Raw genomic sequence first — 13,498 nt, 5'->3', positions numbered from 1 at the left:
CACGACCGATGAGATGCCCCGCGTCCGCACCGCCGCCCCACGAGACATCGCGATGAATTCACGGGCGTTGGGGGCGTCGGCCGTCTATGCCTGGCCGGGGGCCGAGGTCGCGGTCGTGGGAGCCCGTGCGGCAGTGGGGATTCTGCACAAGCGGGCTCTCGCCGCAGCTCCGGACCGCGAACGCGCCGCGCTGCTGGACCGGTTGACCGCTGAACACGAGGCCACCGTCGGCGGTGTCGATCGGGCGTTGGCGATCGGCGTGGTGGACGCGGTGATCGAACCGCACCGCACCCGTGGCGCGCTCGCGCGGGCGCTGAACGCGTCGCCGCAGCGTCGCGGCGAGCACGGGAACATCCGCTGTAACCGATACGAGAGGAGATGCCATGACCGACATGTCGATCGGAGAGGAATCCCCGCCGGAGTCAGCGGCGGGCCCGCTGGCCGGACAACTGGGCACGGTCTCGCCCGCTGTCATCGCCGCGCTGTCGGCGGAACAGCAGGCCCACCTCGCCGGGCTCATCCAGCGTGCCGTGGAGCACGAGACCGCAGAACTGCTCGTCGACGCGTTGAGCGAACTCGACAAAGTGCCGTCGTTTCTGCGGAGGCCCCTGATGAAGTTGCTGACCAAATGAGCACGCGAGTGATGACCGGCTCCGTCGAAGTCGAGAAGCTGGCACTGGCCCGGGTCCTGCGTGTGGATCCCACCGAGATCGATTACCTCGACCAGGTACCCGCGATCGACCTCCGTGATCTCCGCCTGGAAGTCATCGCCCTCATTACCCGGGCCAATTCGGCTGGGCTGCAACGCATCGCGACCATCTCCGCGATCATTCCACCCGCCATCGCGGCGCGTATAGCGGTGCGCAGTGGCAGCAGCCTGTTCGCTGCCCGGATGGCGGTCGCCATGGACGCCTCCCGTGCCGCCGAGGTCGGCCGTCGGCTTCCCGTGACCATGCTGGCCGATATCGCCATGGATCTGGACCCCGCGACCGGTGCGGTGCTCATCGGCGGATTGCCCGACAAACTGCTCGCCGATGTGGTCGCTGAGCTGTCGGCCCGCGAAAAGTGGCTCACGCTGGCGGAATTCGCGGAACAGAAGTTCTCCGAGCGTCAGTTCGACGCGGTGGTCGAGGGGTTGAGCCCGACGGCGCTGCTACGGTCCGGGTACCTCATCTACCAGCAGGACCAGCTCCGGCGACTGGTCGGCCGGATGCCACGCGCCACCATCGACGCTCTCGTCGGCGCGGCGGCCACCGGCGACGCCTGGGCCGAACTGCTGCACGTCGTCCAGGCGCTGGACGAGGACGCGGGCGCGTACGCGCGCGCGGCGGCCGCGACGCTCACGCCGCAGGCACGAGCCCGCGCCGCGGCGGCGAAGGCTGCCGAGGAATTGCCGGACCGTCACGGGCTCTTCGATGAAAAGGAGTCCGGCGCATGAACTTCCAGCGAATGCCGACCATTCCACTGATGGCCTTCGCCGGCGGGGCGGTCGGCGTCTGGTCCGATGCCGCGGTGTTCACCGTCACCCGCGAACACCTCGCCGCCTACGCCGCCGCCACCAACGACCCGATCCCCGCGCACCGTGCCGGCGACATCGCCTCGCCCATGTTCGCCGCGGTACCGGGCTTCGAGCTGATGAAGACGGCCACCATCTCGGTCAGCCCGCCCGCCGCGCTGGCGGGCATGGTGCAGGGCGCACAGGACTTCCGATTCCATCGGCCGATCCGGCCGGGCGATGTGCTGCGGACCCGCGGAATGCTCGCGGGCTATACCGGTTTCGGCACCGGCACTCGGGCGCTGGCCCGGGTCGAATGCCGGGACGACGCCGGCGAACTGGTCAACGAGCAGTACGCCACCTTCGTCTTCCCCGGATTCGACGCCGGTGACCAGGTCGGCGAGCGGGCCCCGCTGCACCGCTTCGATCCGACCCTGCGCCGCCGCCCGCCGGAGGTGGTGGTGCCCCAGCGGGTCGACGCCGACCAGCCGGCCCGCTACGCACCGGTGTCGGGCGATCCACTGCGCATCCATCTCGACGAGGAGATCGCCCGGGCCGCCGGTCTGCCCGGCATCATCGCCCACGGCATGTGCACGCTGGCCTTCACCTCGTGGGCGGTGCTGACCCGGGTGGGCGACTCGGATGTCCACCGGATCAGGCGATTCGCGGGCCGATTCTGGAAGCCCGTGCTGCCCGGCGACGGCCTGGAAACCCGCATCTGGCGCAAGGAAGGGTCGGACGCTCTCGCTCGCTACGCCTTCGAGACCGCGCGTGGCGACGACTTCGTGATCACCGATGGGCTGGTCGAGCTCGCGGTCTGAAATTCCGTCTCGCGACAGGAGCAGGAACATGTCACTTCATCCGCAAGTGCGGGCTCTGCGGGACCGTTTGGTCGCGGCGCAGGTGCCGCCGCTCTACACCCTGAGCCTGGCACAGGCGCGGGCCGCGGATATCGCCGCGATCCGAAACTCCCGGGGTGAGCCGGAACCGGTACACAGTGTCACCAACGCCGTTATTTCCGGACCGGAAGGACCCCTGCCGATCCGGGTGTACAAGCCGGCGGTGGCGGCAGACGGTCCGTTACCGGTGCTCGTGTACTTCTTCGGCGGTGGATGGACGCTGGGCAGTCTGGAGACCTGTGATGCCCTGTGCCGCACGCTGACCAATGCCGTTGGCTGCGTGACCGTCTCGATCGGTTATCGGCTCGCGCCGGAGCACAAGTTCCCCGCGGCAGTGCTGGATTGCGCGGCGGGCGTGCGCTGGGTGGCGGCGAATGCGGCCGGCCTCGGCGTGGACGCGGGCCGGCTGGCCGTCGCCGGGGACAGCGCGGGCGGGAATCTGGCCGCGGCAGTCAGCCTGCTGGCCCGCGACAGCGGTGGCCCGGCCATCGCGTCCCAGGTCCTGATATACCCGAACACCCGATACGACGGGAATACCGAATCCGATGTCCGCCCGGAGGATCGGGTGTTCTTCAATCGGAATTCCGTGCGCTGGTACTGGAGTCATTATCTCGCCGACCCGGCCGCCGGCCGCAACCCGCTGGCGTCGCCGCTGCTCGCCGCCGATCACAGTGGTCTGCCTCCGGCGCTCGTGCTCACCGCTGAATATGACCCGTTGCGCGATGAAGGCGAGGAATACGCCGATCGGCTCGCCGCGGCCGGCGTGCCGGTGTTCCATCGGCGGTACGAGGGCGTGATGCACGGATTCTTCACCATGAGCGGTGAACTCGACGCGGCACGTGCGGCCGTCGCGCAGGTGGCCGGTCATCTGCGCGGAGTCTTCGAACAGATCGGGGCCGGCCTGTGAATGCCGCATTGCCGCTCTCGGAACTGCACGCCAGCCTGAGCGATCCGGCGTTGAGCGCGATGAACTTCCTCAACGAGGTGGTCGAGCGCTACCCGGATGCGATCTCCTTCGCGCCGGGGCGCCCGTCCGAAGGGGAATTCCGGGCGACGGACGTTTCCCGGTATCTGGAGGTGTATACGTCGTATCTGGCTGAGCAAGAAGGTTTTTCGCCGGAGCGGATCGCCGCCGAGCTCTTCCAGTACGGCCGCACCAACGGTCAGATCCACCGCTTGATCGCTCGTACGGTGGCCAACGACGAGGGCATCGCCGTCGATCCGGACAACGTTGTGGTGACGGTCGGCGCGCAAGAGGGCATGCTGCTGGTCCTGCGGGCCCTGTTCGGCTCTCCCGAAGACGTGCTGCTCGTCTCCTCACCGTGTTATGTCGGGATCACCGGGGTGGCGCGGTTGCTCGATATCGAGACGGTGGCGGTGCCCGAAGGTACCGATGGGATGGAACTCGCGGAGCTGGAACGGATCTCGGCCGAGATCCGGGCGCGGGGCAAGCGACCCCGTGCGCTGTATCTGGTGCCGGATTTCGCGAACCCGACCGGTGCCAGCCTGCCGACCGCGGCGCGGCTGCGGCTGCTCGAGGTCGCAGCGGCCGCCGAACTGCTTGTCATCGAGGACAATCCGTACGGTTTCTTCCGCCGGGTGGGCGAGGCGCGTCCGACGCTCAAGGCCCTGGACAGTGACCACCGGGTCATCTATATAGGGTCGTTCGCCAAGACCTGTATGCCGGGCGCCAGGGTCGGATACGTGCTGGCCGATCAGCCGGTGTCGGGCGCGCACGGCCGGAGAACGACACTGGCCCAGGAACTTTCGAAGATCAAGAGCATGGTCACCGTGAACACCTCCGCGGTGAGCCAGGCGGTGATCGGCGGCATGCTGATCGCGAACGGATGCCGTTTGCGTGACTCGAACGCGGACGCCGCCAAGTTGTACACGCAGAATCTCCAGCTCCTGCTGGATCTACTGGCCGACCGATTCGAGGGCCGCGCCGACATAGCCTGGAACCGGCCCGACGGTGGCTTCTTCGTCGTCCTCACCGTGCCGTTCACCGCGGACGACGCCGCACTCGAGCGCTCCGCCCGTGAGCATCGGGTGCTGTGGACGCCGATGAACTACTTCCACCGTGATGGCGCGGGTAGTCACGGGATCCGATTGTCCTGCAGCGCCGTCACTCCCGAGGAGATCCGGGCCGGTGTCGGGCGATTGGCGGCGTTCGTGGCGGCCGAGGAATCTAGGGCAGCGTCATAAGCGAACCGGCCGGCACCCGAGACGACGCGGCAGTATGGCGGCGCATGGGCGTCGCCGGGGCGGGCGCGCTATCGGAATACATGCGCATCGAGGTGCTCGAAGCCGGTCCGGCCCGGACGGTGCTGCGAATGCCGGTCGCGGGCAATACCCAGCCATACGGCCTGTTGCACGGCGGTGCGTCCTGTGTGCTGGCCGAGACCGCCGCCTCGATCGCCGCGGCTTTGCACGCCGGGCCCGGGCGGTCGGCGGTCGGCATCGAACTGAACGCCTCGCATCACCGGTCGGCAGTGTCGGGCCATGTCACGGCCGTGGCAACACAGTTGCACGGTGGCCGAACGCTGGTGAGTTACGAAGTCCTGATCAAGGACGACTCCGAATCGCGGATCTGCACAGCCCGCGTGACGTGTGTCGTCCGCGCCCAATCCCATTCGGCGCTGCCTGCGCCGCCGTCCTGGCATGACGAACCGGACCGCGACTCCGCCCCGCCGCGGCCGAGGTCGGCAGAAGGTTGCCGAAATCTGAAGCACGCTGCTGTGCAGCTGGATTCGGAAGGAATCTGCGGCGGGACGGTGGACCGGGGAGAGAGAAGTGCGCGAGGCGGGACTTGAACCCGCACAAGTACTATGGGCGACACCTCGAGGTGACCGAGCGTTAGCTGCGCCGTCGGTGGTTGCGTGTCAACTTCTTTCGGGTTCGGCGGCGTGTCCCCGCTACAAATGAAGGGCCCGGAGAGATTCTCTCCGGGGCCCTTTCGCTGTCCGCCTGCTCGGCGTGGTCGTCGGTGGCCCTGACGTGGTCTGAAACGATTATGTGTCTGAAAAGCCTGCGAAACCGACCGCGAGTGGCGAGAATTGTCCATGACTGCGCAGCGGAACGAGGACCTGCCGCCGCACCGGCCCGAAACACCTTCGGCACCAGAGGAATTGGACAATGAGCAGGCTGGCGACAGCGTGCGCGGCGATCTTGGTTGCCGCGGGCGTCACGGTCGGAACCACGGTGGTCGGCGATGCGCGGGCGGAGACGCACGGTGCGCTGCCCTGCACCCCGTATACGGCGATTTTCGCGCCGGGGACCTGGGAGACGCGTTTCGATGCGGATCCGACAGTGCCGGTCGGCATGCTCAGGCCGATCGGCGATGGGCTGCAACGGCAGTACGGCAGTGACATCACTGTGCTCTATGCCCCGTATGCGGCGAGCGCTTTCGATCAAGGGCTGAGCTATGCGCAATCCCTGAGCACGCTCGAATCCCGGCTGCACCAGATGGCGAGCAGCCTGTGTAGTTCGACGCGAGTCTTCCTCGCCGGCTACAGCCAGGGCGCGGACGGGATCGGCGATCTCGCGACCGAGATCGGCAATGGCGAGGGGCCGATCAGCGCCGATCGGGTGGTCGGCGTGGGGCTGCTGGCCGATCCGCATCGCGATCCGAGAACCACACTCTCGCTGGGCGACCCGCAACCCGGTCACGGCATCGCGGGGACGCGCAGTCAGGATTTCGGTGCGCTGACCGATCGGGTGCGCACCCTGTGCGTCGAAGGCGATCTGTACTGCTCGCTCAATGCCGCCACGTCCCCGTTCCTCTCGGCGCTCGGCCGGGTGCTCAGCGGCGACTCCGCGATGATCGCATCCCTGATTCCGGCGGGCACGGATCCCAGCACACTCCTCGCGCAGGCCGTGAAGGTCGGTGCCGGCTGGACGGCGACCGCCGCGAACCTGCCCGCCATTCTCCAAAGCCTCACCAACCTCCCCGATCTGATCCAAGCGGGCGACATCACAAGTGCACACGAGATCGCGAGCAACCTCAATACGGCCCTGGCTCCGATGGTCCAGGCGGCCGCGGGCGTGGACCTGCCTCTCATCGGCTCGGTCATCCGTGCGGCCGCTGCCATCGACCCGTCGGGCTGGACCGCCGCTGCCAGCGTGATCGCCGATGCCCTGACCCAGATCGACATCCTGCGCATCGCGGGGAATGTCGGCCGAATGCAGGAAACCCTCTGGCGTGCAGTCGAATCCCTCACCCGCAACGACGCGCGCGGCGCGGCTGCCGAAGTGGCGACCCTCGCCCCGGCCGGACTCGACCTGGCCGGCTCCGTGCTCGGCCCGCTCTCCAACGCCGTACGGGGTGATCTCCGCGTAGCCGCGCAAACCCTGCTCAGCATCGGCGGCGTCGACAGCATCAACGATCTGCTGGAACTGAGCCGCCAAGGCGTCGACATGGCCACCTTCTACGCCTCGAAGGCCCACGTCGACTACGGCGACGACGCGCAGATACTGCTGAGTTTCCTGGGCTCCCTGGCCACTTCGTAGGACGTTCGCTCCCGGCCCCGGAACCACCGGTTCCGGGGCTGCTCGGGTAAGGCCGCCGCGACCGAGAACGATTGGCCCGCAGCGTGACCGATCGCGGCGCTGGGGTTCAGGCGTTATAGAGCCGGTTCGAATACTGGTCCGCATAGAAGTTCTCCAGCTGCTCGAGCGAGTCCTGCCCGGTCGGCTGGAGGTCTTTCACTATCTGGGCCTGGGCGGGGAGGGTGTCGGCGGCCCACTTCTCCGGCTTCCACAGGTCGCTGCGCAGAATGGATTTGGCGCAGTGGAAGAAGATCTGCTCGATCTGCACCTCGATGGCCAGGATCGGCCGGTGGCCCTTGATGACCATGTCGTCGAAGTAGGGCGCGTCCTCGACCAGGCGGGCGCGCCCGTTGACGCGCAGGGTCTCGCCGCGGCGCGGGATCAGGAACAGCACGCCGATGTGCGGATTGGCGAGGATATTGAGATACCCGTCGGCGCGCCGGTTGCCGGGCCGTTCGGGGATGGCGAGGGTGGTGTCGTCGAGCACCTTCACGAACCCGGCCGGATCGCCCTTCGGTGAGGCGTCGCAGTTCCCGTCGGCATCGCTGGTGGACAGCACGATGAACGGGGACAACGAGATCCACTCGCGGTCGTGCGGATGCAATGTGACCCGTTCCTTCTTGACCGCCCGCTCGCTCGGTGCACCCAGTAGTTCACGGAGCCGGGCCGGACTGGTGATCTCACTCATGCTCCGATTCAACGTGTTTCGGCAGCGTCCACGCCAGCGACTTACCGTGAACGTGATCTGGCCGCCACTCTTCGTCGAGTCATGCGGATCGAATCATGCACTTTGGCGCAAAATGTCCCCTATCAGGCGCGTTCCATCCCCGTCCGGCCACGGGAACACCGATAGATTTGCCCGGTCCGGGCCCAACGAGGGGTGGGTCCGCACATACTTCGAAGCGGACGCGGAATGGAGGCTCGATGCCCAGCAGGGCGCTGCGGGAGAGGATCGCGGGACTCGCGGCCCGGCGCCCGGCGACCCCGCCACCCGGCTGCGACTTCCTGCCCGCCGACCGTTGACGGCCCTCAGGCCAGGGCGCTGCCGCGCTGCCAGTCCGGCCAGAGGATGGTCCAGTCTCCGCCCTGCCCGATGTCGAGGGCATCGCCACCGGTATTGCGGACCTCGACCACATCGCCGGGATTGGCGAAGTCGAAGAACCAGGCGGCGTCCGCGGGACTGAGGTTGAGGCAGCCGTGTGAGACGTTGGTATTGCCCTGCGCCCAGACCGTCGCGGCGAGTTCGTGCAGGTAGATGCCGTCATGGCTGATGCGGACGGCATTCTTGATGAGTTCGCGGTAGCCGAGGCCGGAGTTGACGGGCAGGCCGTAGCTGGAGGAGTCCATGCTGACGACGCTGTTCTTGTCGAGCACGGTGTAGACCCCGGGATGGGTCCAGAACGACAACACCCGCCCGCCCACCACGGCGGTGCCGCCCCGGCCCATGGACGTGGGCATGGTGCGGATCAGGTTGCCGTTCTCGAAGACCTCGATGTGTTTGGTGTTGTCGTCGGCGATGGCGAGGTGGGAGGGGCCGATCACGACGGAGACCCGCTGGTCGTCCTGGCCATACAGGCCGTCGCCGAGGCGGGTGCCGAACAGGTTCGCCGCCACCGTGATTCGGGTGCCGGGCGTGTGATAGTTCTCCGGACGCCAGTGCGCGTTGTGGTCGTCGAGCCAGTACCACGCGCCCGGCACGGGCGGCTCGGTGGTGACCCGGAGGGTGCGTTCCGCGGCGGCGCGGTCGACGGCCTCGTCGAAGTGCGCGACCAGCACCAGGCCGATGCCGTAGGTTTCGCCGTCCTGGATGTCGAGGAGATTGTTCGAGCGGAAGGAGACGCTGGTCAGCCTGTCGGGCCGGACAGTGGTGAAGACGGCGGTGGCGTCGACGTGTCCGGTCTCGCCGTTCGCCACCACCGACGCCGTATAGGTGTGACCGTAGCCAAGTGGTTCGGAACTGATCCAGGCCCGGCGATCCGCGGAGAGCGCGCCCGGTAGCGCTCGACCGGCTTCGTCGATCCAGGAGACCGAGGTCAAGGTGCCGTTGAGAACACCGACCCGGCCGAGTTGGCGCGGACTCAACGCGCGCCCGGCGGCCACGGGCGGAAACACGATGGCCGCGGGCCGCCAGGCGCGCGGGAGCAGCCCGTTGCCCCGGTACGGCACGCTGCTGGCGACGAACAGGCCGCCCAGCCCCAAGATCCCGGTCAATATCTGACGACGCCGCAACCCCATCGCCCGCTCCCTTCGACCTGAGCCCGAACTGGCTCGGACGTGTCAGCATCGCGCCGCCGGCTATCAAGATCACGACGCCGGACGGGACCTCCACCGTTCCGTCGCGCAACCGACACCTAGCGGCAATCGAACGGGAGTGCTCAGCGGGTCGGTATCACTTCAGCGTCGCGTGCATGAGGTAGACGTTGTAGCTGTTCCAGGTGGAGATGGTGAAGTAGAGGTCCTTGGCGGTGGACCAGGGGTGGATGAAGCCGCCATAGGCGGTGGGGTAGTCGTCGGTGCCGAGCAGCGGGGTCGGATCCGACCAGGCGCCCTGGGGTTCGGCGGCGGTGCGGAGGACGATCTGGTTGCGGGTGACGTCGAGGTAGACCATCCGCCACAGGTTGGACTCGGGGTCGTAGTGGATGGACAGTTCGCTGGCGGTGCCGGAAACCAGTGGGGTGGCGAGCAATTCGTTGGAGCCGTCGGCGGGGGTCCAGGTGCCGTCGATCCAGTACTGGTACGCGGACTTGTCGAGAACCTGGTCGGCGGGGACACGGGCGAGGCCGATGACGCCGAGGCGGCCGTTGGGTGTCCCGAACATGTAGACGTAGTCGCCGTGCGGAACCATGGTGGCGACCTGGAATCGGCCGAGTCCGAACATGTTGTCCCAGCGGGCCCACTGTGATTTGGTCCAGGTTCGGCCGTTGTCGTCGGACCAGGCGATGCCGCCGTGGTTGGTCCACCACATGCCGGGGATCCTGGACCAGTGGTTGACCGACATGTAGGTCAGGTACTGGCGGTCGCCGATGGCGAATCCCGAGGTCGGGATGGTGGTGGTCTCGAAGTTCTTGATCTTGCGGCTGTCGAGCAGTTCGGCGGCGTGGCAGCGGCTGTTCTGCACGAAGTCGTCGAGGATCAGACCCTGCGACAGATCGCGAGTGCTGCTGTAGGCCAGCACATTGCTGCGCCAGTCCTGCTGGTCGGTGCCGGCGCCGGTGGGTTTCCAGCCCTTGCCGAAGGTGTCGCCGAACATGACGGCGACCTGGCCGGGCTTGGTCTCCCACATGAGCCCGAGGTCGGTGCCGTCGACCGACCAGCGCATATCGGTGCGATTGATCGATCCCTGCCCGGTGACCTGATTGACCAGCTGGACCGAATCCACCCGCGGCGCGTCCACCGCCGCGGCCACGGGCGCGGGCGCGGCGGGCTGGACGGCCACGGTGGGCGCGGCCTGGGGTTCGGGTGGATCGCCGCCCGGCACCACGATCGGGATGGGTTCGGGCTCGGTGGTGATCTCGACCTGCGGCAGCGACACGCTGCCGCCGCCGGGCCGATTCGCCGGGGCCGGGACGGTGTCGCGGACGTCCGGGCACGGGTTGGCGCAGGGATCGGACGGCAGCGCGACCGGATCGACGCGGGTGTCGTCGGGCTTCGGGCCCGGCACCTGGACGGTGACGATCTGGGGCACCGGGATCGGGATCTTGATGGTCTGATTGCCCTGCGGCTGGGAGCTGTTCGGGTCCGCTCGGCGATCCAGCGGGTCGAATCCGGTCTCGCCGCAGCCGTTCACCGGCGCGGGCGCCCACGGATGCGGCGCGGCCCCGGCGGGCGGCGCGGGCAGCAGCATCGCACCCAGTGCGACGACGCCCGAGAGGGCTGGCGCCGCAGGGAATCCGGAATGACTCGACCGGCGGCGGGATCGAATTCCCATGTGGTGTGCGGCTCCTCATCCACGATCGACTGACTCACCCGAGTTCGGTTCCGCCCGCTACACGTAGCGGTACGAACCGGTCACAGTATCGGTCGTTCCGGGCCGTCGCCGCCCACTCCGGTGGCGGCGGCGCGTCGCCGGGGCGGCAGACTGAGCGGTAATGAAGCTGCCTGATCTTCCCGACCTCCCCGTCCGCCCGGCTCTGGACCGCATCGCGGCCACCCTGGGCGAGTGCGGGACCGCCGTGCTGGTCGCGCCGCCTGGAACCGGCAAGACGACGCTGGTTCCGCTGGCCCTGGCCGCGACCACCGGCGGACGGGTGGTGGTGGCGGAGCCACGCAGGCTGGCGGCGCGGGCGGCGGCCGCGCGAATGGCGGCGCTGCTGGGCGAGCGGGTCGGGGAGACGGTCGGGTATGCGGTGCGCGGGGACCGGAAGATGGGGGCCGGGACTCGGATCGAGGTGGTGACCTCCGGGCTGCTGGTGCGGCGGCTGCAGAACGATCCGGAGCTGGCCGGGGTCGACGTGGTGGTCATGGACGAGTGCCACGAACGCCACCTGGACGCGGATCTGCTGCTGGCCCTGCTGTTGGATGCCCGGGCCGGACTGCGGCCGGACCTGCGGGTGCTGGCAACCTCGGCGACCGTTGCGGCGGACCGGCTTTCGGCGCTGCTGGGCGGCGAGGGGGAGCCCGCCGCGCCGGTGCTGGAGGTGCGGGGCCGGGCCTATCCGGTCGAGCTGGAGTACGTGCCGCCGGCGGCCCGGGAGCGGATCGAGCAGCAGGTGGCGCGGGTGACCCGCCAGGCATTGGCGGGCAGCGCCGGCGATGTGCTGGTCTTCCTGCCCGGAGCCGGGGAGATCCGCCGGACCGCCGACCTGTTGTCGGGACTGCCCGACGTGGACGTGATGCCCTTGCACGGCAGGCTGTCCGCCGCGGCCCAGGATGCGGCGCTGCGGCCGGGCGCGCGGCGGCGGGTAGTGCTGTCCACGGCGGTGGCCGAATCCAGTCTGACCGTCCCGGGGGTGCGGGCGGTGGTGGACTCGGGGCTGGCTCGGGTGCCGCGCATCGATCATCGGCGCGGGCTGTCCGGGCTTGCGACCGTTCGGGTTTCGGCCGCGGTGGCCGAGCAGCGGGCCGGGCGCGCGGGCCGCGAAGGCCCGGGGTGGGCGTGGCGGTGCTGGCCGGAATACGAGCACGCGACACTGCCCGCGTATCCGGAACCGGAGATCCGCACCGCCGATCTGACCCGGCTGGCCTTGGAATTGGCGTGCTGGGGCACCGTCGACGGGCAGGCGCTGGCCTGGTGGGACGCCCCGCCGGCGGGTGGCCTGGCGGCAGGGCGGGCGGTGCTGCGGGCACTCGACGCGGTGGATGACCATGGGGCGGTGACGGATCGGGGACGGCGCATGGCGGCCGTCGGATTGCATCCGCGTCTGGCGCGCGCACTGCTCGACGGGGCGCGCGAGGTGGGGGCGCGGGCGGCCGCCGAGGTGGTTGCGCTGCTCGATGACGATTCCCTCGCTCCCGGTATCGATCTGGTCGCGGCGCTGCGGAGCCTGCGCGGCGACCGGCCCGCCCGCTGGCAGCGGGAGGCACAGCGGCTGGCGAAACTCGTCGAGGGCGACGGCGTGGACGACCCGGCCCTCGTTGCGGCACTGGCCTATCCGGAGCGGCTGGCCCGCCGCCGCGCCCCTGGTTCGGCCAGTTACCTGATGGCGGGCGGCACCGCGGTGACCCTGCCGCCGGGCAGCGGGCTGGGCGATGCCGAATGGCTCGCCATCGCGGTGGCCGGGCGCGACCCGGGTCGGGCCGAGGGGCGAATCCGGCTGGCCGCCAAGGCCGATGAGCAGCTCGCCCGCCGGGCCGCCGCGAACCTCCTGGAGACCGCCGACGAGGTCGATTGGGCCGACGGCGATCTGGTGGCCCGCCGGGTGCGGCGCCTCGGCGCGATCGTGCTCTCGGAGCAGCCGCTCAGAGAGCCGGATCCGAGCCTGGTGTCGGCCGCCCTGCTGTGCGGACTGCGCGCCACCGGTCTGGACCTGCTGCGCTGGGACGAGGATGCCCGCAGCTTGCGGCAGCGCCTGGACTTCCTGCACCGCACCCTCGGCGCGCCCTGGCCCGCTGTCGATGACGCAACCCTGCTGGCCGCCGCCGGAACCTGGCTCGCCCCCGAACTTTCCACCGCCCGCCGCCGCGCCGACCTGGAGCGCGCCGACGCCGGTCAGGCGTTGCGCCGCCTGCTCCCGTGGCCAGAGGCCGCACGCCTGGACGAGCTCGCCCCCGAACGCCTGGAGGTCCCCTCCGGCAGCCGCGTCCGCCTCGACTACTCCGCGGACCCGCCGGTGCTCGCGGTCAAGGTGCAGGAGATCTTCGGCTGGACCGAGCCGCCCCGCCTGGCCGGCGGCCGCGCCTCGATCCTGCTGCACCTGCTGTCCCCGGCCCAGCGCCCGGTGGCCGTCACCGCCGACCTGCCGTCCTTCTGGCGCACCGGCTGGCCCCAGGTCCGCGCCGACCTGCGCGGACGCTACCCGAAACACTCCTGGCCCGAGGACCCCACCACGGTCACCGCCCACCGCGGCACCGCCCGCAACGCCAATCGCTCTGGCTGACGGGGGCCTATCGTTCGGAT

General features: G+C 69.4%; 11 protein-coding genes and 1 pseudogene. 9 read left to right on the top strand and 3 right to left on the bottom strand.

Going from position 1 to position 13,498, the window contains the following annotated elements; genetic code table 11:
- Positions 1-46 precede the first annotated feature (46 nt).
- The 8 genes and pseudogenes from ABZ909_RS16385 to ABZ909_RS16350 form a co-directional block, all read left to right on the top strand.
- Positions 47-355 (top strand): annotated as a pseudogene (locus ABZ909_RS16385) (carboxyl transferase domain-containing protein); the annotation flags it as partial.
- A 28-nt stretch (positions 356-383) separates the two neighbouring features.
- Positions 384-632: a hypothetical protein gene (locus ABZ909_RS16380; protein ID WP_356999981.1), complete on the top strand. Its 249-nt coding sequence runs from the start codon at positions 384-386 to the stop codon at positions 630-632.
- A complete protein-coding gene (locus ABZ909_RS16375; RefSeq protein ID WP_356999978.1) occupies positions 629-1,438 on the top strand; it encodes a hypothetical protein in 810 nt (269 codons plus the stop codon). The genes ABZ909_RS16380 and ABZ909_RS16375 overlap by 4 nt, the downstream gene beginning before the upstream one ends.
- Positions 1,435-2,316 carry a MaoC/PaaZ C-terminal domain-containing protein gene (locus ABZ909_RS16370; protein WP_356999854.1) on the top strand — a complete coding sequence of 294 codons (882 nt, stop codon included), beginning with the start codon at positions 1,435-1,437 and terminating at the stop codon, positions 2,314-2,316. The genes ABZ909_RS16375 and ABZ909_RS16370 overlap by 4 nt, the downstream gene beginning before the upstream one ends.
- 28 nt (positions 2,317-2,344) lie before the next feature.
- A complete protein-coding gene (locus ABZ909_RS16365; RefSeq protein ID WP_356999851.1) occupies positions 2,345-3,301 on the top strand; it encodes an alpha/beta hydrolase in 957 nt (318 codons plus the stop codon).
- Complete coding sequence (locus ABZ909_RS16360; RefSeq protein ID WP_356999848.1) at positions 3,298-4,599, top strand: PLP-dependent aminotransferase family protein; 1,302 nt, start codon at positions 3,298-3,300, stop codon at positions 4,597-4,599. The genes ABZ909_RS16365 and ABZ909_RS16360 overlap by 4 nt, the downstream gene beginning before the upstream one ends.
- Positions 4,600-4,643: 44 nt before the next feature.
- Complete coding sequence (locus ABZ909_RS16355) at positions 4,644-5,207, top strand: hotdog fold thioesterase (RefSeq protein WP_356999845.1); 564 nt, start codon at positions 4,644-4,646, stop codon at positions 5,205-5,207.
- Between the two features lie 322 nt (positions 5,208-5,529).
- Positions 5,530-6,903, top strand: coding sequence for a cutinase family protein (locus tag ABZ909_RS16350; RefSeq protein WP_356999842.1), 1,374 nt, complete (start codon positions 5,530-5,532; stop codon positions 6,901-6,903).
- Between the two features lie 106 nt (positions 6,904-7,009).
- Here ABZ909_RS16350 and ABZ909_RS16345 read toward each other — a convergent pair whose 3' ends face one another.
- From ABZ909_RS16345 to ABZ909_RS16335, 3 genes are all read right to left on the bottom strand, one after another.
- Positions 7,010-7,630 (bottom strand): pyridoxamine 5'-phosphate oxidase family protein, encoded by a 621-nt coding sequence (locus tag ABZ909_RS16345; protein WP_356999840.1) that lies wholly within the window; start codon positions 7,628-7,630, stop codon positions 7,010-7,012.
- Between the two features lie 341 nt (positions 7,631-7,971).
- Positions 7,972-9,177, bottom strand: coding sequence for an Ig-like domain-containing protein (locus ABZ909_RS16340; protein WP_356999836.1), 1,206 nt, complete (start codon positions 9,175-9,177; stop codon positions 7,972-7,974).
- Positions 9,178-9,331: 154 nt separating this feature from the next.
- Complete coding sequence (locus tag ABZ909_RS16335; protein WP_356999833.1) at positions 9,332-10,870, bottom strand: DUF4185 domain-containing protein; 1,539 nt, start codon at positions 10,868-10,870, stop codon at positions 9,332-9,334.
- A gap of 160 nt (positions 10,871-11,030) precedes the next feature.
- On the opposite strand from ABZ909_RS16335, the gene hrpB reads away from it, so the two are divergent.
- Positions 11,031-13,478 (top strand): ATP-dependent helicase HrpB, encoded by a 2,448-nt coding sequence (gene hrpB, locus ABZ909_RS16330; protein WP_356999830.1) that lies wholly within the window; start codon positions 11,031-11,033, stop codon positions 13,476-13,478.
- Positions 13,479-13,498 lie beyond the last annotated feature (20 nt).

It is taken from the genome of Nocardia sp. NPDC046763 (assembly GCF_040645495.1).
GTDB lineage: Bacteria > Actinomycetota > Actinomycetes > Mycobacteriales > Mycobacteriaceae > Nocardia.
The sequence above is the reverse complement of the archived record's forward strand: the minus strand, read 5'-3'. Positions and strand labels throughout refer to the sequence as shown.

Coding starts and splice junctions, on each gene's coding strand:
- ABZ909_RS16345 (WP_356999840.1), bottom strand. CDS start 7,630: ATGAGTGAGATCACCAGTCCGGCCCGGCTCCGTGAACTACTGGGTGCA.
- hrpB (WP_356999830.1), top strand. CDS start 11,031: ATGAAGCTGCCTGATCTTCCCGACCTCCCCGTCCGCCCGGCTCTGGAC.
- ABZ909_RS16375 (WP_356999978.1), top strand. CDS start 629: ATGAGCACGCGAGTGATGACCGGCTCCGTCGAAGTCGAGAAGCTGGCA.
- ABZ909_RS16370 (WP_356999854.1), top strand. CDS start 1,435: ATGAACTTCCAGCGAATGCCGACCATTCCACTGATGGCCTTCGCCGGC.
- ABZ909_RS16335 (WP_356999833.1), bottom strand. CDS start 10,870: ATGGGAATTCGATCCCGCCGCCGGTCGAGTCATTCCGGATTCCCTGCG.
- ABZ909_RS16365 (WP_356999851.1), top strand. CDS start 2,345: ATGTCACTTCATCCGCAAGTGCGGGCTCTGCGGGACCGTTTGGTCGCG.
- ABZ909_RS16355 (WP_356999845.1), top strand. CDS start 4,644: ATGGGCGTCGCCGGGGCGGGCGCGCTATCGGAATACATGCGCATCGAG.
- ABZ909_RS16340 (WP_356999836.1), bottom strand. CDS start 9,177: ATGGGGTTGCGGCGTCGTCAGATATTGACCGGGATCTTGGGGCTGGGC.
- ABZ909_RS16380 (WP_356999981.1), top strand. CDS start 384: ATGACCGACATGTCGATCGGAGAGGAATCCCCGCCGGAGTCAGCGGCG.
- ABZ909_RS16350 (WP_356999842.1), top strand. CDS start 5,530: ATGAGCAGGCTGGCGACAGCGTGCGCGGCGATCTTGGTTGCCGCGGGC.